The organism is Leifsonia sp. Y878 (assembly GCF_057669685.1).
In genome coordinates, this window is sequence record NZ_JBYHFS010000001.1 from 964,572 (window position 1) to 990,885 (window position 26,314).

At 63.2% G+C, this 26,314-nt stretch carries 22 protein-coding genes; 5 read left to right on the forward strand and 17 right to left on the reverse strand.

Going from position 1 to position 26,314, the window contains the following annotated elements; all coding sequences use genetic code 11:
• Window positions 1–18: 18 nt before the first annotated feature.
• The 5 genes from tal to pgl are packed head-to-tail and all read left to right on the forward strand — an operon-like array spanning window position 19 to window position 6,045.
• Window positions 19–1,131, forward strand: a complete 1,113-nt coding sequence (gene tal / locus AC25Y4_RS04535) for a transaldolase (protein ID WP_488119168.1) — start codon at window positions 19–21, stop codon at window positions 1,129–1,131.
• On the forward strand, window positions 1,128–2,735 hold the full coding sequence (locus AC25Y4_RS04540) for a glucose-6-phosphate isomerase (protein WP_488119169.1): 1,608 nt from the start codon (window positions 1,128–1,130) through the stop codon (window positions 2,733–2,735). The genes tal and AC25Y4_RS04540 overlap by 4 nt, the downstream gene beginning before the upstream one ends.
• Before the next feature lie 34 nt (window positions 2,736–2,769).
• Window positions 2,770–4,311, forward strand: a complete 1,542-nt coding sequence (zwf, locus tag AC25Y4_RS04545; protein ID WP_488119170.1) for a glucose-6-phosphate dehydrogenase — start codon at window positions 2,770–2,772, stop codon at window positions 4,309–4,311.
• Complete coding sequence (locus tag AC25Y4_RS04550; protein ID WP_488119171.1) at window positions 4,308–5,273, forward strand: glucose-6-phosphate dehydrogenase assembly protein OpcA; 966 nt, start codon at window positions 4,308–4,310, stop codon at window positions 5,271–5,273. Before zwf ends, AC25Y4_RS04550 begins: the two co-directional genes overlap by 4 nt.
• A 1-nt stretch (window position 5,274) precedes the next feature.
• Window positions 5,275–6,045, forward strand: coding sequence for a 6-phosphogluconolactonase (gene pgl / locus AC25Y4_RS04555; RefSeq protein WP_488119172.1), 771 nt, complete (start codon window positions 5,275–5,277; stop codon window positions 6,043–6,045).
• Window positions 6,046–6,112: 67 nt separating this feature from the next.
• On the opposite strand, the gene AC25Y4_RS04560 is transcribed toward pgl, so the two are convergent.
• The 17 genes from AC25Y4_RS04560 to AC25Y4_RS04640 form a co-directional block, all read right to left on the reverse strand.
• Window positions 6,113–6,481 (reverse strand): RNA polymerase-binding protein RbpA, encoded by a 369-nt coding sequence (locus AC25Y4_RS04560; protein ID WP_488119173.1) that lies wholly within the window; start codon window positions 6,479–6,481, stop codon window positions 6,113–6,115.
• A 62-nt stretch (window positions 6,482–6,543) separates the two neighbouring features.
• On the reverse strand, window positions 6,544–6,795 hold the full coding sequence (gene secG, locus AC25Y4_RS04565) for a preprotein translocase subunit SecG (protein WP_488119174.1): 252 nt from the start codon (window positions 6,793–6,795) through the stop codon (window positions 6,544–6,546).
• 111 nt (window positions 6,796–6,906) lie between these two features.
• Window positions 6,907–7,707 (reverse strand): triose-phosphate isomerase, encoded by an 801-nt coding sequence (tpiA, locus tag AC25Y4_RS04570; RefSeq protein ID WP_488119175.1) that lies wholly within the window; start codon window positions 7,705–7,707, stop codon window positions 6,907–6,909.
• Entirely contained in the window at window positions 7,701–8,912 is a 1,212-nt protein-coding gene (locus tag AC25Y4_RS04575) for a phosphoglycerate kinase (protein WP_488119176.1), read from the reverse strand. Before AC25Y4_RS04575 ends, tpiA begins: the two co-directional genes overlap by 7 nt.
• Before the next feature lie 15 nt (window positions 8,913–8,927).
• Window positions 8,928–9,935, reverse strand: a complete 1,008-nt coding sequence (gap, locus tag AC25Y4_RS04580; RefSeq protein WP_488119177.1) for a type I glyceraldehyde-3-phosphate dehydrogenase — start codon at window positions 9,933–9,935, stop codon at window positions 8,928–8,930.
• A gap of 102 nt (window positions 9,936–10,037) precedes the next feature.
• The gene (locus AC25Y4_RS04585; RefSeq protein WP_488119178.1) at window positions 10,038–10,664 is read right to left on the reverse strand and encodes a superoxide dismutase; all 627 of its coding nucleotides are present in this window, start codon (window positions 10,662–10,664) and stop codon (window positions 10,038–10,040) included.
• A 111-nt stretch (window positions 10,665–10,775) separates the two neighbouring features.
• On the reverse strand, window positions 10,776–11,756 hold the full coding sequence (whiA, locus tag AC25Y4_RS04590) for a DNA-binding protein WhiA (protein ID WP_488119528.1): 981 nt from the start codon (window positions 11,754–11,756) through the stop codon (window positions 10,776–10,778).
• A 40-nt stretch (window positions 11,757–11,796) separates the two neighbouring features.
• On the reverse strand, window positions 11,797–12,672 hold the full coding sequence (rapZ, locus tag AC25Y4_RS04595) for an RNase adapter RapZ (RefSeq protein ID WP_488119179.1): 876 nt from the start codon (window positions 12,670–12,672) through the stop codon (window positions 11,797–11,799).
• Between the two features lie 83 nt (window positions 12,673–12,755).
• Window positions 12,756–14,657 carry an excinuclease ABC subunit UvrC gene (gene uvrC / locus AC25Y4_RS04600; protein WP_488119180.1) on the reverse strand — a complete coding sequence of 634 codons (1,902 nt, stop codon included), beginning with the start codon at window positions 14,655–14,657 and terminating at the stop codon, window positions 12,756–12,758.
• A gap of 43 nt (window positions 14,658–14,700) precedes the next feature.
• A complete protein-coding gene (gene uvrA, locus AC25Y4_RS04605; RefSeq protein WP_488119181.1) occupies window positions 14,701–17,571 on the reverse strand; it encodes an excinuclease ABC subunit UvrA in 2,871 nt (956 codons plus the stop codon).
• Window positions 17,572–17,665: 94 nt separating this feature from the next.
• Window positions 17,666–19,732 (reverse strand): excinuclease ABC subunit UvrB, encoded by a 2,067-nt coding sequence (gene uvrB / locus AC25Y4_RS04610; RefSeq protein WP_488119182.1) that lies wholly within the window; start codon window positions 19,730–19,732, stop codon window positions 17,666–17,668.
• Between the two features lie 9 nt (window positions 19,733–19,741).
• Window positions 19,742–20,362: a dephospho-CoA kinase gene (gene coaE, locus AC25Y4_RS04615; protein ID WP_488119183.1), complete on the reverse strand. Its 621-nt coding sequence runs from the start codon at window positions 20,360–20,362 to the stop codon at window positions 19,742–19,744.
• A gap of 31 nt (window positions 20,363–20,393) precedes the next feature.
• A complete protein-coding gene (locus tag AC25Y4_RS04620) occupies window positions 20,394–21,146 on the reverse strand; it encodes a class I SAM-dependent methyltransferase (protein ID WP_488119184.1) in 753 nt (250 codons plus the stop codon).
• A 157-nt stretch (window positions 21,147–21,303) separates the two neighbouring features.
• Window positions 21,304–22,761: a 30S ribosomal protein S1 gene (gene rpsA / locus AC25Y4_RS04625; RefSeq protein WP_488119185.1), complete on the reverse strand. Its 1,458-nt coding sequence runs from the start codon at window positions 22,759–22,761 to the stop codon at window positions 21,304–21,306.
• A gap of 134 nt (window positions 22,762–22,895) precedes the next feature.
• Complete coding sequence (locus AC25Y4_RS04630) at window positions 22,896–23,873, reverse strand: epimerase (protein ID WP_488119186.1); 978 nt, start codon at window positions 23,871–23,873, stop codon at window positions 22,896–22,898.
• The gene (locus AC25Y4_RS04635; RefSeq protein WP_488119187.1) at window positions 23,870–24,517 is read right to left on the reverse strand and encodes a DUF4166 domain-containing protein; all 648 of its coding nucleotides are present in this window, start codon (window positions 24,515–24,517) and stop codon (window positions 23,870–23,872) included. Before AC25Y4_RS04635 ends, AC25Y4_RS04630 begins: the two co-directional genes overlap by 4 nt.
• A gap of 17 nt (window positions 24,518–24,534) precedes the next feature.
• The gene (locus tag AC25Y4_RS04640) at window positions 24,535–26,211 is read right to left on the reverse strand and encodes a DUF885 domain-containing protein (protein ID WP_488119188.1); all 1,677 of its coding nucleotides are present in this window, start codon (window positions 26,209–26,211) and stop codon (window positions 24,535–24,537) included.
• Window positions 26,212–26,314: the final 103 nt, after the last annotated feature.

The following is a 26,314-nucleotide window of genomic DNA, read 5'->3' on the forward strand; positions in this document are numbered from 1 at the left end:
CTAGGAGAAACAAAGAACATGACTGAAACATCCCCCCTCGCCCAGCTCTCCGCAGCCGGCGTCAGCATCTGGCTCGATGACCTGTCCCGCCAGCGCATTGCCTCCGGTGGCCTGCAGAAGCTCATCGACGAGAAGAACGTCGTCGGTGTCACCACGAACCCGACAATCTTCGCCAGCGCACTCGCCAAGGGTGAGGCGTACGCAGAGCAGGTTGCAGCCCTCGCCGCAGCAGGCACCAGCGTTCACGACGCTGTCTTTGAGATCACGACCGATGACGTTGCTGCAGCCAGCGACATCTTCCGCCCGGTCTACGACCGCACGAACGGTCTCGACGGCCGCGTGTCGATCGAGGTCGAGCCCGGCCTTGCACACGATGCAGCCGGCACCGTTGCACAGGCAGAACAGCTCTGGGCCAAGGTCAACCGCCCGAACGCCATGATCAAGATCCCGGCAACCCTTGAGGGCCTCGTCGCCATCACAGAGACGATCGCACAGGGCATCAGCGTCAACGTCACCCTGATCTTCAGCCTCGAGCGTCACCGCCAGGTCATCAACGCGTACCTGGCCGGGCTGGAGAAGGCCAAGGCTGCCGGCATCGACATCAGGGCGATCCACTCGGTTGCTTCCTTCTTCGTGTCGCGCGTCGACACCGAGATCAACAACCGCCTGGACGCCATCGGCACCGAGGAAGCCATCGCGCTGAAGAGCAAGGCCGGCATCGCAAACGCGCAGCTCGCCTACCAGGTCTACGAGCAGGAGTTCGCAAGCGAGCGTGCCCTCGGCCTCATCGCCGCCGGCGCCAACAAGCAGCGCCCCCTCTGGGCTTCCACCGGTGTCAAGGACCCGACGCTGCCCGACACGCTCTACATCACCGAGCTCGTCGCACCCGGCGTCGTCAACACCATGCCGGAGAAGACCATGGAGGCGACGTTCGACCACGGCGTCATCCCCGCTGACTCTGTCACCGGCGCATACGCCGAAGCCAACGCTGTGCTCGACTCACTCGCCGGCCTTGGCGTCTCGTACGACGAGATCACGCTGCTTCTTGAAGAAGAAGGCGTCGCCAAGTTCATCGTGTCGTGGGGCGAACTGCTCGAGACCGTCACCGCTGCCCTTGACGGTGCCAAGTGAGCTTCCGCATCGCGGTAACCGGCAAAGCGGCAGACGCCGTTCGCGCCACTGTGCCCACGCTGGTTGACGACCTCGTCGCCTCCGGCATCACAGCGCTCGACCCCGCCCTGTGGGGACCTGACGCCGAAGCTGAGGCGTCGAAGCGCCTCGGCTGGACAGAATCCGTCGCGGTTTCGCGTCCCCTCGTCGCTGAGATCGTCGCGCTGCGTGAATCACTTCACGCAGGCGGCGTGACCCACATTGCCCTCGCGGGCATGGGCGGGTCATCACTCGCCCCTGAGGTCATCACGGCTACGGCCGGCGTCGAGCTCACCGTTCTGGACGCCACGGCGCCCGGCCAGGTGCTCGCCGCGCTGAAGGACCGCCTCGAAGCGACCGCCCTCGTCGTGTCGTCGAAGTCAGGCTCGACTGTCGAGACCGACAGCCAGCGCCGCGTCTTCGAGCGCGCATACCGCGAGGCCGGCATCAACCCCGCAGAGCGCATCATCGTCGTCACCGACCCTGGTTCTCCGCTCGAGGCATCCGCTACGGAAGCCGGCTACCGTGTCTTCAACGCTGACCCGACCGTTGGCGGCCGTTACTCTGCCCTCACGGCCTTCGGACTTGTCCCGTCCGGACTCGCCGGTGTAGACATCGCCGAGCTCCTCGACGAGGCGGAGTCCATCTCCCTCTCGTTGGCCATCGACTCCCCCGAGAATCCCGGCCTCGTGCTGGGTGCCGCAATCGCCGCGACGGCTCCTCGTCGCGACAAGCTCGCACTGGTGTCAGACGGTACACACATCGTCGGCTTCCCCGACTGGGCAGAACAGCTGATCGCTGAGTCAACCGGGAAGCTTGGCACGGGCATCCTGCCCGTCGTGCTGGAGAAGAATGCCCCAGAGCTGACGGAGAACCTCTCCGACGTGCAGTTGGTGCGCATCGTTGACGACGCTGGGGAGAACATCTTCCCCCGCCACGACGACACCGACGAGATCCGCGTCAGCGGAACCCTCGGTGCGCAGTTCCTGGTCTGGGAATACGCCACCGTCGTTGCGGGTCGCCTGCTTGGCATCAACCCGTTCGACCAGCCCGATGTCGAGTCGGCAAAGATTGCGACCAGGGGCCTGCTTGACGCTCGCCCTGAGCCGCAGCCGGCGTCATTCGTCTCTGACGGCATCGAAGTTCGCGGTACGCCTCATGTGATCGGTGCTGCAAGCGATCTCGCTTCTGCCATTGACGCATTGCTGGAAGAACTCGGGCCTGACGGCTACGTGTCGGTGCAGGCGTATGTCGACCGTCTGGCACTGCCAGAACTGGCCGAGATCCGTCCGCTGCTCGCCACGCTCGCCAAGCGGCCTGTCACCTTCGGGTGGGGTCCGCGATTCCTGCACTCCACCGGCCAGTTCCACAAGGGCGGCCCCGCTAACGGAGTCTTCCTGCAGATTCTGGCCACCCCGACGGAAGACCTCGATATCCCGGGTCGCCCGTTCACCTTCGGTGAGCTCATCGAAGCCCAGGCAAGCGGAGACGCCAGCGTTCTCGCCGGCCAGGGACGCCCTGTGCTCACCCTGACGCTGACCAATCCCGCAGCCAACGTCATTACCCTGTTCGACGCGCTGCGCTAGATCACCGTCTTAGTAACAAACTCAAAGGAGTTGCATGTCCCCGGTGGAAATTACCCCGGAGTTCAACCCGCTGCGTGCGCCGAATGACTACCGCCTGAATCGCATCGCTGGTCCGTCCAGCCTTGTTATTTTCGGTGTCACCGGCGACCTGTCGCGTAAAAAACTCATGCCGGCCGTTTACGACCTCGCCAACCGGGGGCTCCTGCCCCCGGGCTTCGCCCTCGTTGGTTTCGCCCGTCGAGACTGGGACGACCAGGACTTCATGAAGGTCGTCTATGACGCCGTCAAGGAGAACTCACGAACCGAGTTCGTGGAAGAGGTCTGGGCTCAGCTGGCCGAAGGCATCCGTTTCGTTTCGGGTACCTTCGACGATGACGACGCGTTCACGCGTCTCAAGGAGACCATCGACGAGCTCGACGAGGTGCGCGGAACCATGGGCAACCATGCGTTCTACCTGTCGATCCCGCCGAAGGCCTTCCCCGTCGTCACCGAACAGCTGCGCCGTTCGGGCCTTGCAGAGCAGGTCGAAGGCCAGTGGCGACGTGTCGTCATTGAGAAGCCGTTCGGAAGCGACCTGAAGACGGCGCGGGAACTGAACGCGGTTGTTGAGTCGGTCTTCCCGGCTGACTCCGTCTTCAGGATCGACCACTATCTCGGTAAAGAGACAGTGCAGAACATCCTGGCGCTGCGGTTCGCCAACCAGTTGTACGAACCGATCTGGAACGCGAACTACGTCGACCACGTGCAGATCACGATGGCAGAAGACATCGGCGTCGGCGGTCGTGCCGGATACTACGACGGTATCGGTGCGGCTCGCGACGTCATCCAGAACCACCTGCTCCAGCTGCTGGCGCTGACGGCGATGGAGGAACCCATTTCCTTCGACGCTGCAGACCTGCGGACGGAAAAGGAGAAGGTGCTCGCCTCAGTGCGGCTGCCGGAAGACCTGGCAACCGGAACCGCTCGCGGCCAGTACGCCGGCGGATGGCAGGGCGGTGAAGAGGTGCTCGGCTTCCTGCAGGAAGACGGCATGAACCCTGAATCCGTCACGGAGACGTACGCCGCATTGCGGTTGACGGTTGACACGCGCCGCTGGTCTGGGGTTCCGTTCTACCTGCGTGCGGGCAAGCGCCTCGGCCGCCGCGTCACTGAGATCGCCGTTGTGTTCAAGCGCGCTCCGCAGTACCTGTTCGAAGCCAGCCAGACGGCTGAACTCGGCCAGAACGCACTCGTCATTCGCGTGCAGCCGGATGAAGGAGTCACGATCCGTTTCGGGTCAAAGGTTCCGGGCGCCGGCATGCAGGTGCGCGACGTCACCATGGACTTCGGTTATGGTCACGCGTTCACAGAGGCAAGCCCAGAGGCATACGAGCGACTCATCCTCGACGTTCTGCTCGGCGACCCTCCCCTGTTCCCCCGTCACGAAGAGGTGGAACTCTCCTGGAAGATCCTCGACCCGATCGAGGAGTTCTGGGCGACACAGGGACAGCCTGAGCAGTACCGTCCAGGCACCTGGGGTCCGTCATCTGCCAACGATCTACTGGCCCGCGACGGCCGCGTCTGGAGGCGACCATGATCGTCGATCTGCCCAACACAACGACTGCCAAGATCTCCAAGGCACTCGTCAGCCTGCGTGAGGAAGGCGGGGCTGTAGCCCTCGGCCGCGTTCTCACGCTGGTCATCGCCTGTTCTCTTGGGCGCGAGGAAGAAGCGATCGAGGCGGCGAACGATGCCTCACGCGAGCACCCGATGCGCGTCATCGTGATCTCGACGGCTGCAGAGGAAGACGCGCACGACCCCACAGTCGTGCCCCGTGTCGACGCTGAGATTCGTGTCGGTGGAGACGCCGGCGCGAGCGAGGTCATTGTTCTTCGCGCGTACGGTGCGGCCGCGAGTGACCCGGAAAGCATGGTCACTGGACTGCTGCTCTCTGACGCTCCCGTTGTCGCCTGGTGGCCCGATGAGGCTCCCGCGGTACCCGCAGACTCCCCCATCGGACGCATCGCATACCGACGGATCACGGATGCCTCTGCGCAGCGCGACCCGCAGGCTGCGATTCACAACTTGCGCACCTCGTACCGTCCGGGCGACACGGACTTCGCCTGGACCAGGCTGACCCTGTGGCGCACGCAGCTCGCTGCGGTGCTCGACCAGCCGCCGTACGAGCCCGTCACCGCCATTTCGGTGTCGGGTGCCGCAGACTCGCCATCGACCACGCTGCTCGCAGCCTGGCTGCAGATGGCGCTGCAGGTTCCGGTGGAGTACGAGCTCACTCGTGGACCGCACGCGCAGGGCATCCATGGCGTGCACCTCACCAGGGCATCCGGTGTTATTTCGTTGCAGCGGGAAGTCCCAGGACTGGCCACGCTGAGCCAGCCAGGCCAGCCGACCCAGGACTTGACGCTCAACCGTCGAAACCTGCGCGACTGCCTGTCGGACGAATTGCGCCGCCTCGACCCCGACGAGCTGTACGGTGAGGTCATCACCCGCGGTTTGCCCATGTTGGACACCGCCATCGCAGAGCAGGCCGGAGCCTAACGTGACCAACGAACGACGAGTGCTCATTCACCCGGACAAGCAGGCTCTCGCCGGCTCAGTCGCAGCGCGCTTCATTACGAAGACCGTTGACATCCTCGATGAGCACGGCAGCGCCAACGTTGTACTCACCGGAGGGTCTGTTGGCATCGCGGTGCTGGCAGAGATCAACTCATCTTCTGCCAGGGACACCGTCGACTGGTCGAAGGTGAGCTTCTGGTGGGGCGATGAGCGCTGGGTGCCTAAGGCACACGCCGATCGCAACGAGTTGCAGGCACGGGAAGCACTTCTCGACCACATCGAGGTTCCCGCCGAGAACATTCATCCGTTCCCGGCGTCAGATGAGGGACTCAGTCTCGACGAGGCAGCGGAGAGCTACGCACGTGAGCTCGCCGCTGCCGCGCCGTACGAAGACCCGCTCCCCCGTTTCGACATCACGTTCCTCGGTGTCGGACCTGACGGCCACATTGCGTCACTGTTTCCGCACCAGAGTGGCATCAGGGAATCGGAATCCGCGGTCATCGCGGTGCACAACTCCCCGAAGCCGCCGGCGGAACGGTTGTCACTGACCAGGCCAGTGCTGAACAGCTCTGAGCGGATCTGGCTGGTTCTGGCCGGTCCAGACAAGGCTTCGGCACTCGGCCTGGCGCTGGCCGGCGCCAGCAGGGACGAAGTTCCTGTCGCCGGCATCAAGGGCCGTCGTCGCACCGTGTTCTTCGTTGACAAGGAAGCAGCAGCCGAAGTCCCGGAGAACCTCATCACTCCGAGCTACTGACGCTTCACCCTGTTCACTACGAAAGGCCCAGCTGGATATCCAGCTGGGCCTTTCGTAGTGGTGATGCTTAGTTCGTGGGGGTCAACTTGCCACGTCGAATGCGAAGCTGCTCAAGGGCATCCGCGAGAAGCGAGTCAGCCTCTTCCTCTGTACGACGTTCCTTGACGTAAGCCAGGTGCGTCTTGTACGGCTCGAGCTTGGCCACCGACGGCGGGTTCTCCTTGTCGCGACCTGCGGGCAGTCCAGAAGAGGGGCTGTCGATCGTCTCGGGGATTTCCTCGTCAGGCAGGTTCGCCGCGAAGTAACGGACTGTCTCGTTGCCGAGAGCATCCCAGTACGACACCTTGATCCGGTCTGCGTGGAAACCACGGTCCTGCTCGCCCATGGGGCCTGCTCCGACGCGAGAGCCTCGAATTGCGCTGCCACCAGATGCCATTGTGTTCCTCCGTAGTAAAAAACGGTCAGTTCGGGTAACCGACCAGACGTGCTAAAGCCGAATCAGATGCCGGTGTCGAACTTGGTGATGAGTCCGAGCACAATGATGCTCGCGATCCAGACCAATCCGAGGATGACGGTGATGCGGTTGAGGTTGCGTTCGGCGACGCCTGACGCGCCGAGGTTCGAGGTGACCCCGCCACCGAACATGTCAGACAGCCCGCCTCCGCGACCCTTGTGCAACAGAATGAGCATGGTGAGCAGGAGACTCGTGATTCCGAGCACAACCTGCAACACAACCTGGAGAATCTCCACGCGAAACCTTTCACAATGGGGCGGGCAAACCTGCGCCACCAAGACCATTGGCAATTATAGCGTGACGCAGACGCCCGAAAAGGGCATCTGCGTCACGCGGGGCGATAGGGGTTAGAGGCCGACGTGCTTCTGGTACCTGATGATGCTGGAGAATTCCGCGATATCGAGGCTTGCTCCACCGACAAGGGCGCCATCCACATTGGGCTCGCGCATGAAGCCGGCGATGTTGCTGCCCTTCACCGAACCGCCGTACAGGATACGGGTCTTGCCCGCGACATCCTGGCCCAGGGTTTCGCTGAGTACAGCACGAAGCGCAGCAGCGACCTGCTCTGCCTGTTCCGGCGTTGCAGCCTGGCCTGAGCCGATAGCCCAGACTGGCTCGTACGCGACGACGATGTCGGCAGCGTTCGAGACACCGGCAAGCGCGGCACGAAGCTGCGCGACCGGAACGGCGCTCGGGCCGTGCTTCTCAAGGTCGTCGGCTGTTTCGCCGACGCAAATGATCGGCGACAGGTTGTGCTTGATCGCGGCAGCAACCTTAGCGGCAACCTGTTCGTCGGTCTCACCGTGGAGCGTGCGACGTTCAGAGTGGCCGATGATCACGTAGCGGCACTCGAGTGCAGACAGGAACGCACCTGAGATCTCGCCGGTGTATGCACCTGAATCGTGCGCTGATACATCCTGAGCACCGAAGACAAGCGGCAGCTTGTCGGCAGAGATGAGGGTCTGCACTGAGCGAAGATCGGTGAACGGCGGGAAGACAGCGGCCTCAACGGCTGCGAAGTCGTGACCCGCGTCCTTCAGGCTCCATGCAAGCTTCTGCACGAAGGCGATGGCCTGGAGGTGATCCAGGTTCATCTTCCAGTTGCCCGCAATCAGCGGGGTACGCCTGGGGTTGATTGTTTCTACCATCCGAGGACCTCCAGTCCTGGCAGGCGCTTGCCCTCGAGGAACTCGAGGCTGGCGCCGCCACCGGTTGAAATGTGACCGAACTGGTCATCGGTGAATCCGAGAATACGGACGGCTGCGGCTGAGTCGCCACCGCCGACCACGCTGAGGCCATCGACATCGGTGAGTGCGGCCGCGACGGCACGGGTGCCATCGGCGAATGGCGCGAGTTCGAAAACGCCCATGGGGCCGTTCCAGAACACCGTCTTCGATGAACGAATGATCTCAGCAAAAGCTGCAGAGGTGGCAGGGCCGATGTCGAGGCCGAGCCCTGACGCACCAAATGGGGTCTCTTCGATCGCGTCAGCAGCGGTGACGACGATGTCGGCATCCGCTCCGAACTTGGATGCCACGACGACATCCGTCGGCAACACGATCTTCACACCCAGGCGATCTGCTTCTGCAAGGTAACCGCGCACGGTGTCGAGCTGGTCCTCTTCGAGGAGGCTGGAACCGACCTTGTGGCCCTGGGCCGCGAGGAAGGTGAACAGCATGCCGCCACCGATGAGCAGCGAGTTGACCTTGGGCAGCAGGTGCCCAATGACGCCGAGCTTGTCAGATACCTTCGACCCGCCGAGCACGACGGTGTACGGCGCTTCTGGGTGCTCTGTGAGACGGTCGAGCACGGCGAGCTCTGCCGCGATCAGCAGGCCGGCAGCGCTCGGAAGAATGGTGGCCAGCTCGTAGACGCTGGCCTGCTTGCGGTGCACGACACCGAAGCCGTCGGACACGAGGGCGTCGCCCAGCTCGGCGAGCTCGGCCGCGAAGGCCTGGCGCTCAGCCTCAACCTTGCTGGTCTCCCCTGCGTTGAACCGCAGGTTCTCCAGAACGACCAGCTGGCCGGCCTCAAGCGCCGCAACAGCTGCTGCAGCGGACTCGCCAACCGTGTCCGTTGCAAATGCAACGGGCTGGTCGAGGAGTTCGCCCAACCGTGCAGCGACGGGAGCGAGGCTGTACTTCGGGTTCGGCTCGCCATCAGGGCGGCCAAGGTGGGAGATGACTACCACCTTGGCGCCTTGGGCAAGCAGTGCCTTCAGAGTGGGCAGAGACGCTCGCACGCGACCATCGTCGGTGATCTGGCCGTCACTCAACGGGACATTCAGATCACACCTGACGATAACTCGTGTGTCTCGGAGCGAACCCAACGATTCAATAGTGCGAAGCGTCACTGCTACCTCCGGGGTCTAGAGCTTCTCGGCGACGAACACGGTGAGGTCAACCAGGCGGTTGGAGTATCCCCACTCGTTGTCGTACCAGGAGGCAACCTTGACCTGGTCGCCGATGACCTTGGTGAGGCCAGCGTCGAAGATCGACGAGTGCGGGTCGCCAACGATGTCGCTGGAGACGATCGGGTCTTCGGTGTAGCTCAGGATGCCCTTGAGGGGGCCCTCAGCTGCTGCCTTGTACGCTGCGTTGACCTCTTCGACGGTGACCGGACGTGAAGCCGTGACGGTGAGGTCGGTGATCGAACCGGTCGGGACCGGAACGCGCAGTGCGTAGCCGTCGAGCTTGCCGACGAGCTCGGGGATGACGAGCCCGAGTGCCTTGGCAGCACCGGTGGACGTCGGGATGATGTTGGCAGCGGCTGCACGGGCACGACGGAGGTCGTTGTGCGGGCCATCCTGCAGGTTCTGGTCAGCGGTGTACGCGTGAACCGTCGTCATCAGGCCGCGCTCGATACCGAAGTTGTCGAGGAAGACCTTGGCGAGGGGTGCCAGGCAGTTCGTGGTGCACGATGCGTTGGAGATGACATCGTGGATCGCTGCGTCGTAGGTGTCTTCGTTCACACCGAGAACCAGGGTTGCGACGTTGTCGCCGGTTGCCGGAGCGGAAACGAGAACCTTCTTGGCTCCTGCGGCGATGTGCTTGCGGGCAAGCTCAGCCTTGGTGAAGAAACCGGTCGACTCGATGACGATGTCGACACCCAGTTCGCCCCACGGGAGGTTGGCTGGGTCGCGGTCTGCGAGGACCTTGATTCGCTTGCCGTCAACAACGATGCTGTCGCCGTCAAGCTCGACGGTTGCGTCGAGGCGTCCGGTGATGGTGTCGTACTTCAGGAGGTGGGCAAGGGTCTTCGGGTCTGTCAGGTCGTTGACCGCGACGATCTCGATGTCGGCGCCCTTGGCAAGCGCTGCCCTGAAGTAGTTACGGCCAATACGGCCGAATCCGTTGATACCGATCTTTACGGTCACGAGTGACTCCTGTTGCTAAATGGCGCCGGCGGCGCGGTTACATGGGTATACGAAGAACGGACGGCGGTGTCCAGCGGACGGTTCCCACTGGACACCATCACGCTATGACAGTAGCAGCAGCCCGTTGGTCTTCTCTCGTGCCACGGAGAAGCGATCCTGGACGTTCGCCCAATTGACGATGTTCCAGAATGCCTTCACATAGTCGGCACGAACGTTGCGGTAGTCGAGGTAGTACGCGTGCTCCCACACGTCCAGCATCAGCACGGGCACGAGGCCTGCAGCGAAGTTCGACTGCTGGTCGAAGAACTGCTGGATGACGAGACGCTGCCCGATGGAATCCCAGGCGAGAACCGCCCAGCCAGAACCCTGCACACCGAGGGCCGCAGCGGTGAAGTGTGCCGTGAACTTGTCGAACGACCCGAAGTTGTCGTCGATCGCGCTGGCGAGCTCGCCGGTGGGCTTGTCGCCACCGTCTGCGGACATGTTGGTCCAGAAAATCGAGTGGTTGACGTGTCCGCCGAGGTTGAACGCGAGGTCCTTCTCCAGCTTGTTCACGTTGGCCAGGTTGCCAGAGTCACGAGCCTCAGCCAGCTGTGCGAGAGCGGTGTTCGCACCGGTCACGTATGCCTGGTGGTGCTTGCTGTGGTGGAGCTCCATGATTGCTCCACTGATGCTCGGCTCCAGGGCCGAGTAGTCATAGGGCAATTCCGGCAGCGTGTAATCAACCATTGCGTATCTCCTCTGTTGAGTGCTGGCCTGCTACGCCTGTGCGCACATTCGCCAGCGGTTTGAGCGGCTTTTCGAGTCTACTCAGGTATATGAAGGTGGGATGAATACGGGTCAAACGTCGTCGAGATCGGCGGGGAGGTTCGCATCCGTACCCGGAATGCCCTGGTCGGCAGCTTTCTTATCCGCCATGGCGAGCAGTCGCCTGATGCGGCCGGCAACGGCATCCTTCGTCATGGGCGGGTCAGCGTGGTGTCCGAGTTCATCGAGGCTGGAGTCGCGGAAACGCAGGCGCAGGTCTCCGGCGTAGCGGAGGTGCTCCGGAATATCGTCGGCCAGGATCTCCATGGCGCGTTCGACCCTCGCGCACGCCGCAACGGCGGCCTGGGCAGAGCGACGCAGGTTGGCATCGTCGAAGTTCACCAGGCGGTTGGCCGTTGCCCTGACCTCGCGGCGCTGGCGCAGCTCCTCCCAGTTGAGCACGGTCTCTGCCGCGCCCATCCGGACGAGCATGGCGCTGATGGCTTCGCCGTCGCGGATGACGACGCGGTGCACGCCCCGCACTTCCCTGGCCTTTGCGGCGATGCCGAGGCGGCCTGCGGCTCCGACGAGGGCCATCGCTGCCTCATTGCCTGGGCACATGATCTCGAGGGCTGCGGAGCGACCAGGGTCGGTCAGCGTGCCCTGGGCGAGGAACGCGCCGCGCCAGACAGCTGCGACTTCTTCCTTCGTTCCGGTGGTCAGTCGATTGGGCAGGCCCCTGATCGGACGACGACGAGCGTCGAGCAGACCGGTCTGCCTGGCCAGTGTCTCCCCGCCGTCGAGAACACGAACGAGGTAGTGGTTGGTGCGGCGGAGGCCGCTCGCGGGGATGACGGTGGCGACGCTACGCACTCCGTACAGTTCTGCAAGGTCTTTGCGAACCCGGCGGGCAAGGATCGCGGTGTCGAGTTCTGACTCGACGGCTATGCGTCCAGAGATCAGGTGCAGCCCACCGGAGAAACGGAGAATCGTCGCCAGTTCTGCTGCTCGCACGGTTGTTTTCGATACCTCAACGCGAGATAGCTCGTCTTTGACGTCGGCGGTGAGTGCCAATCGTATTTCCATTCTGTTTTCCGCCCGTGAAGGGCAATTGCTATTCGCGCCCGAGATCGCGGTGCTTGATACTCACCGCGACGCCCGGGAAATTCTCGATCAGGGAAGCCAGTTCCCTCGCCATCGCGACCGAACGGTGTTTACCGCCCGTGCACCCGATGGCAATCGTTGCATGGCGCTTGTTCTCACGCTGGTATCCGGCCAAAACCGGGGCCAACGCTGCCGCATAGTTATCCAGGAATTCACGCGCCCCCGGCTGGTCGAAGACGAACTCCGTGATTTCAGGATCAAGGCCGGTGAAGGCGCGAAGCCTCGGAATCCAGAAGGGGTTCGGCAGAAAACGCGCGTCGGCAACGATGTCGACATCGGTCGGGAGACCGTATTTGAAACCAAAGCTCATGACGGTGACGCGCACTCCGGCTGCGTCTTCGTCAGCGAACCACTCTGTGATGGTAGTCGCTAGTTGGTGAATATTCAGGTCGGACGTGTCGATGACCATGTCGCTCGACTCGCGAACGGCGTTCAAACGGGTGCGTTCGGCTCCGATTCCATCGAGCAGTGTGCCGGCGCCCTGCAGAGGGTGCGGTCGGCGCACAGCCTCGAATCGGCGCACGAGCGCGGCATCCGTCGCTTCGAGGAAGATGACCCTGACCTGGGCACTGGCGCGGAGCGACTGGACGATCTCTTGGAAGTCGCTGAAAAACTCCCCACCGCGGATGTCGACAACGGCCGCGATCTTCGGCAGGTTGGTTCCAGCACGTTCCACAAGTTCGACCAGCGGTCGAAGCATCTGCGGCGGCAGGTTGTCGACGACGTACCAGCCCAGGTCTTCCAGCGCATTCGCGACGGTCGAGCGCCCTGCTCCGGACATTCCAGTGACGATCAGCATCTCCTGCTTTTCGTTGTCGGTCGTCATCTGCCGCAGTGCCTTTGTTCGTGGGATGTGTGACTTCCCAGCCTACCCATCCGCGGGCCCCTCAATCGCGCAAAGGCGGCCCATCATTCGTGTAAATGGGCATGAATGGTGGCCGCGAGGGATTCACCGATCCCCCGGACATCCGCAATGTCTTCCGGTGAAGCTTCTTTCAACCGTGCAACGGAGCCGAAATGGCGAAGCAATACTTTGACGCGGGCAGGGCCGAGGCCCGGGATCTCGCCAAGAATGGACGAAATGTCGCGCTTCCGCCTGGCGCGCTGGTGCGTGATGGCGAACCGATGCGCTTCATCGCGGATGCGCTGGAACAGGAAGAGGGCGTCGCTGTTGCGCGGCAGGATCACCGGATAGTCGGAGTCTGGCAGCCAGATCTCTTCGAGACGCTTGGCAATGCCGCACAGCTGGATGCCCTCGATGCCGGAGTCGCGAAGCGCCCTGGCCGCAGCGGCGACCTGCGGCTGCCCACCGTCGACGATCAGCAGGTTGGGGCGGTAGCTGAACTTCTTGCGCCTGGCGTCGTTGCTGGCGGCGCTCTCCGCATCGACGCCGGCTTCGGCATCCGCTTCTGTGGCAACTGCCTCAGCGTCTGGCTTCAGGTAGGCGAGACGGCGCATCAGCGTGCGATAGATGGAGTCGGTGTCATCCGTTGATTCAGGGATGCTGAACCGGCGGTACTCATCTTTGCGAGGCAGGCCGTCTTCGAAGACCACCATCGACGCCACGATGTTCGTGCCACTCAGGTGCGAGACGTCATAGCACTCCATGCGAAGAGGGGCCTCCGCCATCTCGAGTGCCTCCTGGATGTCTTCAAGGGCCTTCGACCTGGCGACGAAGTCTGAGCTGCGCCTCGTCTTGTAGAGCATCAGCGCGTGCTTGGCGTTCTGGGTGGCCGTCTGGAGCAGGGCGGCCTTCTCGCCGCGCTGGGCTGCGGTGAGCTTCACCTTGTGCCCTGAGCGCTCCCCCAGCCACGCTGCAAGCGCGTCTGAGTCATCGGGCAACTCGGGGACCACGATCTCGCGCGGAGGCACAAGTGTGCCGTCGTAGGCCGTCTGCATGATCGAGTCGATGAGCTCGCCGGTAGTGAGGTCGAGTTCTTTGTCAACCATCCAGCTGCGCACACCCCTGATGCGGCCACCACGCACGATGAAGAGCTGCACGGCAGCGGCAAGCTCGTCTTCCTCGATGCCGTACAGGTCGATGTCGACGTTGTCGCGCAGCACGACGGCGCTCTTCTCGAGAACCGCGTTGAGTGCCACGACCTGGTCACGCCGTTTGGCGGCCAGCTCGTAGTTCTGGTCGGCCGCAGCCACCTTCATCTCTGCGGTGAGTGAGTTGATCAGCTTGCGGTCCTGGCTGGCCATGAAACTGACGAAGTCGTTGACGATCGCGCGATGCTCTTCGAGCGTCACCTTGTGCGAGCACGGTCCAAAGCATCGCCCGATCTGGCTGGCGAAGCATGGCTTCCCCGACTGCATGGCCCGCTTGTAGTTCGAGTTCGAACAGGTGCGGATCGGAAAGGCCTTCAGCATGAGGTCGATGGTCTCGTACACGGCCCAGACCTTGGGATACGGCCCGAAATACCGCGCACCACGGATACCGGTGGTACGGGTCACCAGCGCGCGCGGCGCCTCATCTGCGAGCGTGACAGCTAGGTACGGGTACGACTTGTCGTCCTTGAACTGCACATTGAACGGCGGGTCGAACTCGTTGATCCAGGTCCACTCGAGTTGCAGCGCCTCGACCTCTGTGCCGACAACCGTCCACTCGACGGAGGACGCCGTCGTGACCATCCGCCTCGTGCGCTCGTGCAGGCTGGCGAGTGGGGCGAAGTAGTTGCTGAGGCGCGCCCGAAGGTTCTTCGCCTTGCCGACGTAGAGGACACGCCCCGTTTCATCGCGAAAACGGTACACACCAGGAGTGGTTGGGATCTCGCCCGTCTTGGGGCGATAGCTCAACGCATTAGACATCTGTCTCGTTCTTCACTTTCTGTGTGCTTGGCCCTCTGGCAGGCTAGGCCTTCCCGTTCAGGATCTCCTTCAGGAACGCACCGGTGTGGCTCTTCTTGACGGTGGCGATGTGCTCTGGGGTACCCGTCGCCAGGACCTTTCCACCGCCGGATCCGCCCTCAGGTCCGATGTCGATCACCCAGTCGGCCGACTTGATGACGTCAAGGTTGTGCTCGATGACAATGACAGTGTTGCCCTTGTCGACGAGGCTGTTCAGCACCAGCAGCAGCTTCCGCACATCTTCGAAGTGCAGCCCCGTCGTCGGTTCATCGAGCACGTACACGCTGCGGCCGTTTGAGCGACGCTGCAGCTCTGTCGCGAGCTTCACACGCTGCGCTTCACCACCGGACAGGGTCGTTGCACTCTGCCCAAGACGCACGTAGCCGAGACCGACCTCGACGAGGGTCTTGAGATAGCGGTGGATAGCGGAGATCGGTTCGAAGAAGTCCGCAGCCTCGCTGATGGGCATGTCAAGAACTTCGGCGATGTTCTTGCCCTTGTAGTGCACGGTCAGGGTGTCGCGGTTGTACCGCGCTCCCCCGCAGACCTCGCAGGCCACGTACACGTCTGGCAGGAAGTTCATCTCGATCTTGATCGTGCCGTCGCCTGAGCACGCCTCGCAGCGGCCGCCCTTGACGTTGAAGCTGAATCGCCCAGGCAGGTACCCGCGGGTCTTGGCTTCGATCGTGTCGGCGAACAGGTTGCGGATCCGGTCGAACACGCCGGTGTATGTCGCCGGGTTCGAGCGCGGGGTGCGACCGATCGGCGCCTGGTCGACATGGATCACCTTGTCGAGGTTCTCGAGGCCGGTCACGCGCACGTGCTTCCCAGGCAGCTTGCGCGCGCCGTTCAGGCGGTTGGCGAGCACGCGATACAGAACGTCGTTGACGAGCGATGACTTGCCTGAGCCGCTGACGCCGGTGACGGCGGTGAACGTTCCGAGCGGGAAGCTCACCGTCACCTTCTTCAGGTTGTTGACCTCTGCCCCGACGACGGTGATTTCGCGTTCAGGGTCGAGGGGGCGACGGGTCTTCGGGGTCTCGATCGACTTGCGACCGGCCAGGTAGTCGCCCGTGAGCGACTCCGTGTTCGCGAGCAGATCTTCATACGACCCGGAGTGCACAACAGTGCCGCCGTTGACGCCGGCGCCCGGTCCGATGTCGACGACCCAGTCCGCGGTGCGAATGGTGTCTTCGTCGTGCTCGACGACGATCAGGGTGTTGCCGAGGTCGCGCAGGGCGACAAGCGTCTCAATGAGGCGCCGGTTGTCGCGCTGGTGCAGGCCGATGCTCGGCTCGTCGAGCACGTACAGCACGCCCGTGAGTCCAGAGCCGATCTGGGTGGCCAAGCGGATGCGCTGCGCTTCTCCACCAGACAGCGTCGCTGCGGCGCGGGCCAGGTTCAAATAGTTCAGTCCGACGCGGATCAGGAAGTCGAGGCGAACTTTGATCTCCCGCAGCACCTGGGCGGCGATGGCCTGTTCGCGCTCGGTGAGCGTCAGCGTGTTCATGAATTCACGCGCGTCGGTCAGGCTGAGCTCGCAGACATCCGCGATGCTCGCGTCGTAGACCGTCACGGCGAGAACTTCGGGCTTGAGCCTGGTGCCGTTGCAGACCGGGCACGGGGTCTCACGCAAGTATTCGCCCCAGCGCTGGCGCTGGGTGTCGGTCTCCGCCTGCTCGTACTGGCGTTCGATGTATGGGACGACGCCTTCGAAGCCGGAGGTGTAGCTCATTTCACGGCCGTAGCGGTTCTTCCACTTGACCTTGACCTCGAAGTTGTCGCCGCGGAGTACTGCGTTCTGAACCTCGGGGGGAAGCTCGCCCCACGGGGTGTCCAGGGAGAAGTTGAGATCGCGGGCGAGGCCGTCGAGCAGCTTTTCGTAGTACTGGAACAGGCCCTTGCCCTGGGTGGTCCATGGCAGCACGACGCCCTCTGAGATGCTGAGTGATGGGTCGCCGAGCATGAGGTCCTGGTCGACGGACATACGCGTGCCGAGTCCTGAGCATTCAGGGCAGGCGCCGAACGGGGCGTTGAACGAGAAGGTGCGTGGTTCGATTTCGGTGAGCTGCACCGGGTGGTTGTTCGGGCAGCTGAGCTTCTCCGAATACGACTGCCAGGCTTCATCGCCTTCGAGGTCGACGAAGTTGACCTGCACGACGCCGTCGGTCAGCTTGAGCGCGGTCTCCAGCGAGTCGGTGAGGCGGCTGAGGAGCTCAGGACCTGCGACCAGGCGGTCGACCACGACCGAGATGTCGTGCTTCTGCTGTTTCTTGAGCGTTGGCGGCTCGCTCAGCTGCACCTGCTCGCCGTCGACGATGGCACGCGAGTAACCACTGCCGGCCAGTTCGGTGAAGAGATCAACGAACTCGCCCTTCTTCTGCGACACAACAGGGCTGACGATTTGGTAACGAGTGCCGTCGGGGAGCTCCATGAGCTGGTCGGCGATCTGCTGCACAGTCTGCGACTGGATGACCTCGCCACAGACAGCACAGTGCGGGACCCCGATACGCGCCCAGAGCAGGCGCATGTAGTCGTAGATCTCGGTGATCGTGCCGACCGTGGAGCGCGGGTTGCGGTTCGTCGACTTCTGGTCGATGGACACCGCAGGGCTGAGGCCCTCGATGAAGTCGACGTCTGGCCGGTCGACCTGGCCGAGGAACTGGCGCGCATACGCCGACAGCGACTCTACGTAGCGGCGCTGGCCCTCCGCGAAGATCGTGTCGAACGCCAGTGACGACTTTCCGGAGCCTGATAGTCCGGTGAAGACGACAAGCGAATCCCGGGGGATCTCGAGGTCGACGTTGTGGAGGTTGTGGACGCGCGCGCCACGAACGCTGAGCTTGGACGCGGAAGGTACCTTCGAAACTGACACCCGTTGAGTCTATGCAGTGCCGCTGACAGTCTCGTGACAAAACACCACGCCGTGAGCGAACGAAAGCCACTTTCCGGCCAAACTTAGCTGGGAATTAGCCGAGATGACCGGCCTTTTCCATGTTGCGGAGTTCGCGCTTGAGCTCAGAGACCTCGTCACGGAGTCTCGCCGCCAATTCGAACTTGAGTTCCCCTGCAGCCTCGAGCATCTGGGTGTTGAGATCGAAGATAATCGATTCCAGGTCGTTAGCGCCGTTCGCCGCAAGGCCCACCCGCCTGAGGTTCGGCGTCGGGCTCTTCTTGCGTGCTTCGCGGCCGGCAAGCAGCTCGGCTGTATCGGCCTCTTCCCTGGCCAGCACGTCGGTGATGTCGGCAATGCGCTTTCGCAACGGTGTCGGGTCGATGCCGTGCAGTTCGTTGTATGCGACCTGCTTCTCTCGACGCCTGTCGGTCTCTTCGATGGCCATCTTCATCGACGGGGTGAGCCGGTCTGCATACATGTGCACTTCACCGGACACGTTGCGCGCCGCGCGACCGATGGTCTGGATGAGCGACGTCGACGACCGGAGGAAGCCCTCCTTGTCGGCATCCAGAATCGCAACGAGCGACACCTCTGGCAAGTCGAGGCCCTCTCGCAGCAGGTTGATACCGACGAGCACGTCGTAGAGTCCCTGTCGCAGCTCCGTCAGCAGCTCGACCCTGCGCAGCGTGTCAACGTCTGAGTGCAGGTAGCGCACGCGAACTCCGGCTTCCGTGAGGAAGTCGGTGAGTTCTTCGGCCATCTTCTTTGTCAGGGTCGTGACGAGCACACGCTCGTTCAGTTCGACACGCTTGCGGATCTCTTCAAGCAGGTCGTCGATCTGGCCCTCTGACGGCTTGACGATGATCGCGGGGTCGATGAGGCCTGTCGGGCGAATGATCTGTTCGACGACGCCGTCTGCGATGCCCATCTCGTACTTGCCCGGCGTTGCCGACAGGTACACGGTCTGCCCGACCCGGTTCTTGAACTCGTTGAACTTCAGTGGCCGGTTGTCGAGAGCACTCGGAAGCCGGAAGCCGTGGTCGACCAGGGTGCGCTTTCTCGAGGAGTCTCCCTCGTACATGGCGCCGATCTGCGGCACGGTGACGTGGGACTCATCGATGACGACGAGGAAATCATCGGGGAAGTAGTCGATGAGGCAGTGCGGCGCCTCACCAGGCTGGCGCGCATCGATGTGCCGTGAGTAGTTCTCGATACCGGAGCAGAATCCGATCTGCTCCATCATCTCGAGGTCGAAGTTGGTGCGCATGCGCAGGCGCTGCGCCTCAAGCAGCTTGCCTTCGCGCTCCAACTGCTCAAGTCGCTCGGCCAATTCTTCTTTGATCGTGCCGATGGCGCGGTGCATGACATCGGTGCTCGCCACATAGTGGGAGCCGGGGAACACGGAGACCGCGTCGAGCTTCTTCACGATGTCGCCCGTGAGCGGGTGCAGGCTGTACAACGCCTCGATCTCGTCGCCGAACATCTCGATTCGAATGGCGAGTTCTTCATACATGGGGATGATCTCGATGGTGTCGCCGCGCACCCGGAAATTGCCGCGAGAGAAGTCGATGTCGTTGCGCTGGTACTGCATCGCGACGAATTTGCGCACGAGCCAGTCGCGATCGACTTTCATGCCGACCTGCAGGGCGACCATGGCCTCCAGGTAACCCTCAGGGGTGCCGAGGCCGTAAATGCACGACACCGTTGACACCACGATGACGTCTCGGCGGCTGAGCAGGGAATTCGTGGTTGAGTGCCGGAGCCGCTCAACTTCGGAGTTGATCGACGAGTCCTTCTCAATGAAGGTGTCTGTCTGCGGGACGTACGCTTCTGGCTGGTAGTAGTCGTAGTACGAGACGAAGTACTCAACGGCGTTGTTGGGCATCAATTCGCGGAACTCATTGGCGAGCTGCGCCGCGAGCGTCTTATTGTGCGCAAGCACCAGCGTCGGGCGCTGCACGGCCTCGATGAGCCAGGCCGTCGTCGCCGATTTTCCGGTACCGGTGGCACCGAGGAGCACCACGTCTGTCTCACCGGCGTTGATCCGGGCGCTGAGGTCGGCGATGGCACCAGGTTGGTCGCCACTTGGCGTGTACTCGCTCACAACCTCAAACGGATGAACTGCGCGCGTTGGTTCCATGCCACCAGTCTAAAGAGCACCGCCGACAGGATGGTGTGATCTGATCCACTGCCACGTCTCATCGACCTGTTGGTTGGTGTGCTCCAGCGTGCCGGAGGTATCGATCACGACATCCGCTATCGCCAGCCGCTCGGCATCGGTCGCCTGCGAGCCGATGCGTGACCTGGCGTCCTCCTCCGTCATGCCGCGGACCTCGACCATGCGCGCCACCCTGACGTCTTCCGGAGCCTGCGTGACAACGACAAGATCAAACGGATGCCCTGGGGCGGCTTCGACAAGCAGCGGAACGTCATACACGACGACGGAGTCGGGGTCTGCAGCATCCAGTTCGGCGAACAGTGCGGCTGTGCGGCGCCTGACGGCCGGGTGCACGATGCCGTTCAAGCGTTGAAGGGCGGCGGCATCACTGAAAACGACGGCGCCGAGAGCCTGTCGGTCGAGCCGGCCGTCAGAAGTGATCACGCCGGGGCCGAATTCGCGGGCGATAGCCTCCAGCGCAGGCGTGCCTGGCTCGACGACTTCACGGGCAACCTGGTCTGCGTTCACATGCGCGGCACCGTGTTCGGCGAAGCGGGCGGCGACGGTGCTCTTGCCAGATGCGATTCCGCCGGTCAGTCCAATCAAATACACGCCAGCCACTCTACTGCGCCGGCGATGGGGCTCAGATGCTATCGCTGCCGTGAACCGTGGGCACGGCGATCCAGGTTTCGGTGATGTATGGCAGCTGGATCGGGTCGTGTCGGGTCTCCTCATGGGCGTCGAGCACCACGGTAATGCGCTCGAGCATGGCGGCCTGCTCAGTCACGCTGGCCACCAGATAGTAGCTGCGCGTAGTGGCAAGGTCACGGATGCCGGCGCGTGAGGTCTCAGTCACCCACCGATCGACGCGCTGGTCAGCCAGTTCGAGCCCGGGACCCAGCGTCGGCTCGAAGGCTCCTGCCGCATGCAGCCCCGGATTCATGGCGCGGGACAGCTCGCTGACCCACTGGGCCGATTCGTCCCTGCTGTTCCAGATGAGCGCCAGTCGGCCGCCGGGCCGCAGCACACGCAGCACCTCTGCCGTTGCCGCGTCTACATCCACCCAGTGCCAGGCCTGGGCGAATGTCACCAGGTCTACGGCGGAGTCAGGGAGGGGGATGCTCTCCCCTGTGCCCTCGAGCGTCTGCACTCTGGGGAAGCGCTCTGTGAGCACTCGCAACATGTCGGCTGACGGGTCGACGGCCACAACGCTGGCGCCGAGGCCGAGCAGCGCTCCGGTGAGCTTGCCGGTGCCTGCCCCGATGTCGGCGACGTCGATAGCGTCGCCCAGCAGCCAGTCGACGGCGTCCATCGGATACGTGGGCCGGTGGGCGTCGTACCCGTCAGCGCCGGATTCGAAAGAGGCGGCGTGGGAGTGGAGGCGTTCGTCGTGCATGTCAGCCAGCCTACGGCGGGCGGGCAGCACAGACAGCGAGTTAAAGAACACTGGCCGACCCCGAAGGGTCCGGCCAGTGTTTGCTTCAATGAGCGTTTGCTTCAATGAGCGCGTACTTCAGTGAACGAGCGCTCCGAGGAGCACGCGCTCAAGCGGACTAGTTGCCGCCTGAGAGCTTCTCGCGCAGTGCAGCAAGTGCCTCGTCGTCGGCAAGGGTGCCGGCGCCAGCGGTCTCGCTGGAGAAGGTGTTGCCTGCAGCGGAGGGGACATCGCCAACAGCGAGGACCTCTTCGTTTGCGGTTGCAACCTGCTTCTTGTGCGCTTCCCAACGAGCCTGGGCAGCAGCGTAGTCCTGCTCCCACTTCTCGCGCTGGGTTTCGAAGCCCTCGCGCCACTCGTTGGTCTCCGGGTCGAAGCCTTCTGGGTACTTGTAGTTGCCCTGCTCGTCGTACTCGGTGAGCATGCCGTACAGTGCCGGGTCGAACTCGGTACCTTCGGGGTCAACACCCTCGTTGGCCTGCTTGAGGCTCAGCGAGATGCGGCGACGCTCGAGGTCGATGTCGATGACCTTGACGAAGACCTCGTCGCCCACTGACACAACCTGCTCGGCGAGCTCAACGTGCTTGCCGGACAGCTCGGAGATGTGGACCAGACCCTCGATGCCCTCTGCGACGCGAACGAACGCACCGAACGGAACGAGCTTGGTGACCTTACCCGGTGCAACCTGGCCGATGGCGTGGGTGCGGGCAAATACCTGCCACGGGTCTTCCTGAGTTGCCTTGAGCGACAGGGAAACGCGCTCGCGCTCCAGGTCGACCTCGAGGATCTCGACGGTGACTTCCTGGCCAACCTCGACGACCTCGCTGGCGTGCTCGATGTGCTTCCAGCTGAGTTCTGAAACGTGAACCAGACCGTCAACGCCACCCAGGTCAACGAACGCACCGAAGTTGACGATCGACGAGACGACGCCCTTGCGGACCTGTCCCTTCTGGAGGTTGTTGAGGAACGTGGTGCGGCTCTCAGACTGGGTCTGCTCGAGCAGTGCACGACGCGACAGAACGACGTTGTTGCGGTTCTTGTCGAGTTCGAGGATCTTCGCCTCGATCTCCTGGCCCAGGTACGGGGTCAGGTCGCGAACGCGGCGCAGCTCGATGAGCGATGCGGGAAGGAAGCCACGGAGACCGATGTCAACGATGAGTCCACCCTTGACGACCTCGATCACGGAACCGGTGACAACACCATCGGCATCCTTGATCTTCTCAACGTCGCCCCATGCACGCTCGTACTGAGCACGCTTCTTGGAGAGGATGAGACGGCCTTCTTTGTCTTCCTTCTGGAGGACGAGAGCCTCAACCACGTCGCCGACCTTGACAACCTCGGTGGGGTCAACGTCGTGCTTGATGGAAAGTTCGCGGGAGGGGATTACACCCTCGGTCTTGTATCCCACGTCGAGGAGAACCTCGTCGCGGTCGATCTTCACTACGGTGCCCTCGATGAGGTCTCCGTCGTTGAAGAATTTCAGCGTCTTTTCGACCGCGGCGAGAAAGTCTTCAGCAGATCCGATGTCGTTGATGGCGACCTGCTTGGGTGCCTTGGCGGTCGTTACGATTGTCATGTAGTAGTTGCTCCAGTATGGGCCTGCGCTAGTACAACGCAGTGTGCGGGCCAGTCGCGGTAGTGCCGAAGAAGCTCAGCACCGTCGTGCACCACGAAGGCAATGGATTGATGTCACGGGCGTGACACTCCAGTTTAGCCGCTTACGGGGGCCAGCGGCAAGCTGCGTTGCCGTATGATCTGCGACAATGCGGGCGTGATGACCGGATATTCGAATTTATAGCCGGCTTCACGCATCCGTTCTGGAATTACCCAGCGACTTTTCAGCACGAGTTCGGTTTCTGTGCCAATCATGACCGCCCCTGTCTCCAGCATCCAGCGCGGTGCAGGGATGCCGAATGGCGCCCGCATCATGGCAGCGTTGTCGGTGGGGTCGGGCGCGGCGACGTTCACGACACCGTCGATCTCCGGGTGATCAGCCAGGAAACGGATGATGCCGAGCACGTCCGCAATATGAACCCAGCTGAATTTCTGGCTGCCGCCAGTGGCGCGCATCTCGTGGAAGGTGCCTGCTGCGCGGCGCGACGGCGTCGACACCCAGCGGCCATCGAGCTGGGCGCCGCCAAGTCCCCACTGCGCCATCCGAATGAGCGGCAGCAGAGCGCTGCCGTCACCGAGCACGATGGCCATGCGCAACGCGACCCTGCGGGTGTCTGGCAGGTCGCCGGCGAAGAAAGCAGCTTCCCAGGCCGTCGCGATGCCGACGGAGAAGCCGGTGCCGATCTCGCCGGTGCTTTCCGTCATGGGGCGATCCTCCGCATGCCGATAGATCGTCGCCGTCGAGGAGTTGAGCCACAGCGCAGGAGGAGCGTCGCAGGAGCGGATTGCCTCACGCAGCGCGATCGTCGTGTCGAGCCGTGAACGCATGATCTCGGCACGATTGCGCTCTGTGTACCGGCAGTTCACGCTCTTGCCTGCCAGGTTGATGAGAATGTCTGCGCCATCCAGGACGCGACGGATGCCCTCAGGGTCGTCCCACCGTGCATCTGGGCCGCTGCGCCCGATATGCAGCACCGTAGCGCCCTCCGCTTCGAACGCGTCTCGCAGGTATGAGCCGATGAAGCCGGACCCTCCTGCCAACACAATGCGTCGACCAGTGTCGTGATTCGTCATCCGTTGCCTTCCCCCGTGCGGATCTCATAGCTGAATGAACCCGCGTATTCGTACACCGTACCGATGCCAGGCATGGTGAGGGTCAACGCGATGTGCTGGAGATCGGCCGTGTCATCGAAGCGCTCTGTCAACGCCACCGCCGGTGCGATCCAGCCGGGCACGCGGAACCAGCGACGGCCCACCCGCAGGGCGACGGCCGTCGAGTCGAGGTGCATGGCGCCGTTCCGCACCGATGCGGAGAGGATCGCCTTCATCCGGCGCGCCTGGCCCAGGTAGTCGACCAGGCCATCGGGGGTGGCCGTGATGGCATCCGTCATGACCTTGGCACCGGCCGCCAGGTCGAAGCTGCGGGTGGCACGGATGGCGGGCCACTCCCCCTGCACCGGATAGTTGATGACCGTGAAAGCCACATCGTGCTGCCAGACCGGAAACAGGATGTCGGGGCGCCCTGCCAGCCAGAGGAGCGGCCACAGCCAGCGCCTCGGTGTGCCGACCGTGCTGAAGTGGCCGCGCCCATAACCATGGTGGCCGGCAGGGATCGCGCTGAAGTAGGCGCGGAGCCGCGGATGAAGCTCGTCAGGGATGCCGCCCAACGCCAGCTGGTACGGCGAATCCGAACGTGAGCGAGCATTGTGTGACGGCATCCCCCCGGCCACGTCGGCTACTTCAGCAGCGTCGTAGTGAGCGTGTCGAGGCCTACGCCACCGAGGTCCAGTGCCCTGCGGTGGAACTCCTTGATCGAGAACGCTGCACCCTCGCGTTCCTGGCAGGTGTCGCGCAGCTGCTCCCAGATGCGCTGGCCGACCTTGTATGAAGGTGCCTGGCCCGGCCAGCCGAGGTAGCGGTTGACCTCGAAGTTCACGAATCCATCGTTCATGTTGACGTTCTGGCCGAGGAACTCAAAGGCGTACTCCGCCGTCCATGGGCCCTTGCCGTCTGGGCGCTGCTTCTCGAGGTGCACGCCGATGTCGAGCACGACGCGAGCGGCGCGCATCCGCTGACCGTCGAGCATGCCGAGGCGATCGGCAGGGTCGTCGAGGTAGCCGAGCTGCTCCATGAGGCGTTCGGCGTAGAGCGCCCAACCTTCTGCGTGTCCAGACGTACCGGCGAGCTGCCGGCGCCAGGTGTTCAGTTTCGCCCGGTTGTAGACGGCCTGGCCGATCTGCAGGTGGTGGCCAGGCACGCCCTCGTGGTACACCGTGGTGAGTTCGCGCCAGGTGTCGAATTCGGTGACACCGACAGGAACGGACCACCACATGCGGCCGGGGCGAGAGAAGTCGTCGGTGGGGCCGGTGTAGTAGATGCCGCCCTCCTGCGTCGGGGCGATCATGCACTCAATGGTCTTGATCTCGTCTGGAATGTCGAACTGGGTGCCGGCCAGCTCTGCGACCGCACGGTCGCTGGTCTCCTGCATCCACTTCTGCAGCGCATCGGTACCGTGGAGCTTCCGACTCTCGTCGGTGTCGAGGAAGGCGATGGCTTCGAGCACGCTCGCACCTGGCTTGATCTGGCGGGCGACGCTCTCCTGCTCAGCCACCATGCGGGCAAGCTCGTCGACACCCCACTCGTAGGTCTCGTCGAGGTCGATCTTCGCACCGAGGAAACGCTGTGACTGCAGCTCGTAGATGTCGCGGCCGACGGCGTCACGCTCTGTGGCGGCTGGGGCGAGTTCGTTCTGGAAGAAATCAGCCAGTGCGCCATATGCCTCGGCCGACCGCTGGGCGCCCTCGGCGACGTGCGTGGCCAGCGAGGCAGGAAGCTCACCGTTTGCCAGGCGCGCAGAAGATGCGAAATCAGCGAAGAACCCATCGGGTGCCGCCTGGCGGCGCACCTGCGCCATCACCTCTAGCACCTGGCGGCGCGCGGGAGTGACCCCACGCGCGATGCCGAGCCTCAGGGTCTCCACGTGGCCGTCAAGGGCGTCAGGGATGTTCGAGAGGCGCGACGCGATGTTCTCCCAGTCGTGCACTTCTGCGGTCGGCATGAGGTCGAGTACATCCCGAATCTCCTGCACCGGCGACGCGATCACGTTGAGGTCGCGCAGCTGAAGCTCTGCCTCTGAGCTCTGGATGTCGAGGGTGAGGGTGCTCCGCAGGTCGGTCAGCGTGACCTCATCGACGGCGTCGACAGCGGATGCCGCAGCCAGGGCAGCCAGCGTCGCTTTCGCCGCGTCGACATAGCGTGCGTGGCCGGCAGGTGAATAGTCACCGTAGCGGCCGTCACCCTCCGTGCGGCCGATGTATGTGCCGATGGTGGGGTCCAACTCGACGAGGGTGTCAACCCACTCTTCGGCGATCTGATCAATGGGGCTGGGAGTGCGCTGAATGCCATTCGTCATAATCAGAGCATATGGCAGCGGGCCGCCCAAGGGGGGGCCGCCTCTTGTTTTGTCCCCCCCTTTACCTTTTCTTGTCATTTTGCCCCCGGTAGCACTCTTTTCT

Coding starts and splice junctions, on each gene's coding strand:
- tal (WP_488119168.1), top strand. CDS start 19: ATGACTGAAACATCCCCCCTCGCCCAGCTCTCCGCAGCCGGCGTCAGC.
- zwf (WP_488119170.1), top strand. CDS start 2,770: ATGTCCCCGGTGGAAATTACCCCGGAGTTCAACCCGCTGCGTGCGCCG.
- AC25Y4_RS04550 (WP_488119171.1), top strand. CDS start 4,308: ATGATCGTCGATCTGCCCAACACAACGACTGCCAAGATCTCCAAGGCA.
- AC25Y4_RS04560 (WP_488119173.1), bottom strand. CDS start 6,481: ATGGCATCTGGTGGCAGCGCAATTCGAGGCTCTCGCGTCGGAGCAGGC.
- tpiA (WP_488119175.1), bottom strand. CDS start 7,707: ATGGTAGAAACAATCAACCCCAGGCGTACCCCGCTGATTGCGGGCAAC.
- AC25Y4_RS04585 (WP_488119178.1), bottom strand. CDS start 10,664: ATGGTTGATTACACGCTGCCGGAATTGCCCTATGACTACTCGGCCCTG.
- rapZ (WP_488119179.1), bottom strand. CDS start 12,672: ATGACGACCGACAACGAAAAGCAGGAGATGCTGATCGTCACTGGAATG.
- uvrC (WP_488119180.1), bottom strand. CDS start 14,657: ATGTCTAATGCGTTGAGCTATCGCCCCAAGACGGGCGAGATCCCAACC.
- uvrB (WP_488119182.1), bottom strand. CDS start 19,732: ATGGAACCAACGCGCGCAGTTCATCCGTTTGAGGTTGTGAGCGAGTAC.
- AC25Y4_RS04620 (WP_488119184.1), bottom strand. CDS start 21,146: ATGCACGACGAACGCCTCCACTCCCACGCCGCCTCTTTCGAATCCGGC.
- rpsA (WP_488119185.1), bottom strand. CDS start 22,761: ATGACAATCGTAACGACCGCCAAGGCACCCAAGCAGGTCGCCATCAAC.
- AC25Y4_RS04630 (WP_488119186.1), bottom strand. CDS start 23,873: ATGACGAATCACGACACTGGTCGACGCATTGTGTTGGCAGGAGGGTCC.
- AC25Y4_RS04635 (WP_488119187.1), bottom strand. CDS start 24,517: ATGCCGTCACACAATGCTCGCTCACGTTCGGATTCGCCGTACCAGCTG.
- AC25Y4_RS04640 (WP_488119188.1), bottom strand. CDS start 26,211: ATGACGAATGGCATTCAGCGCACTCCCAGCCCCATTGATCAGATCGCC.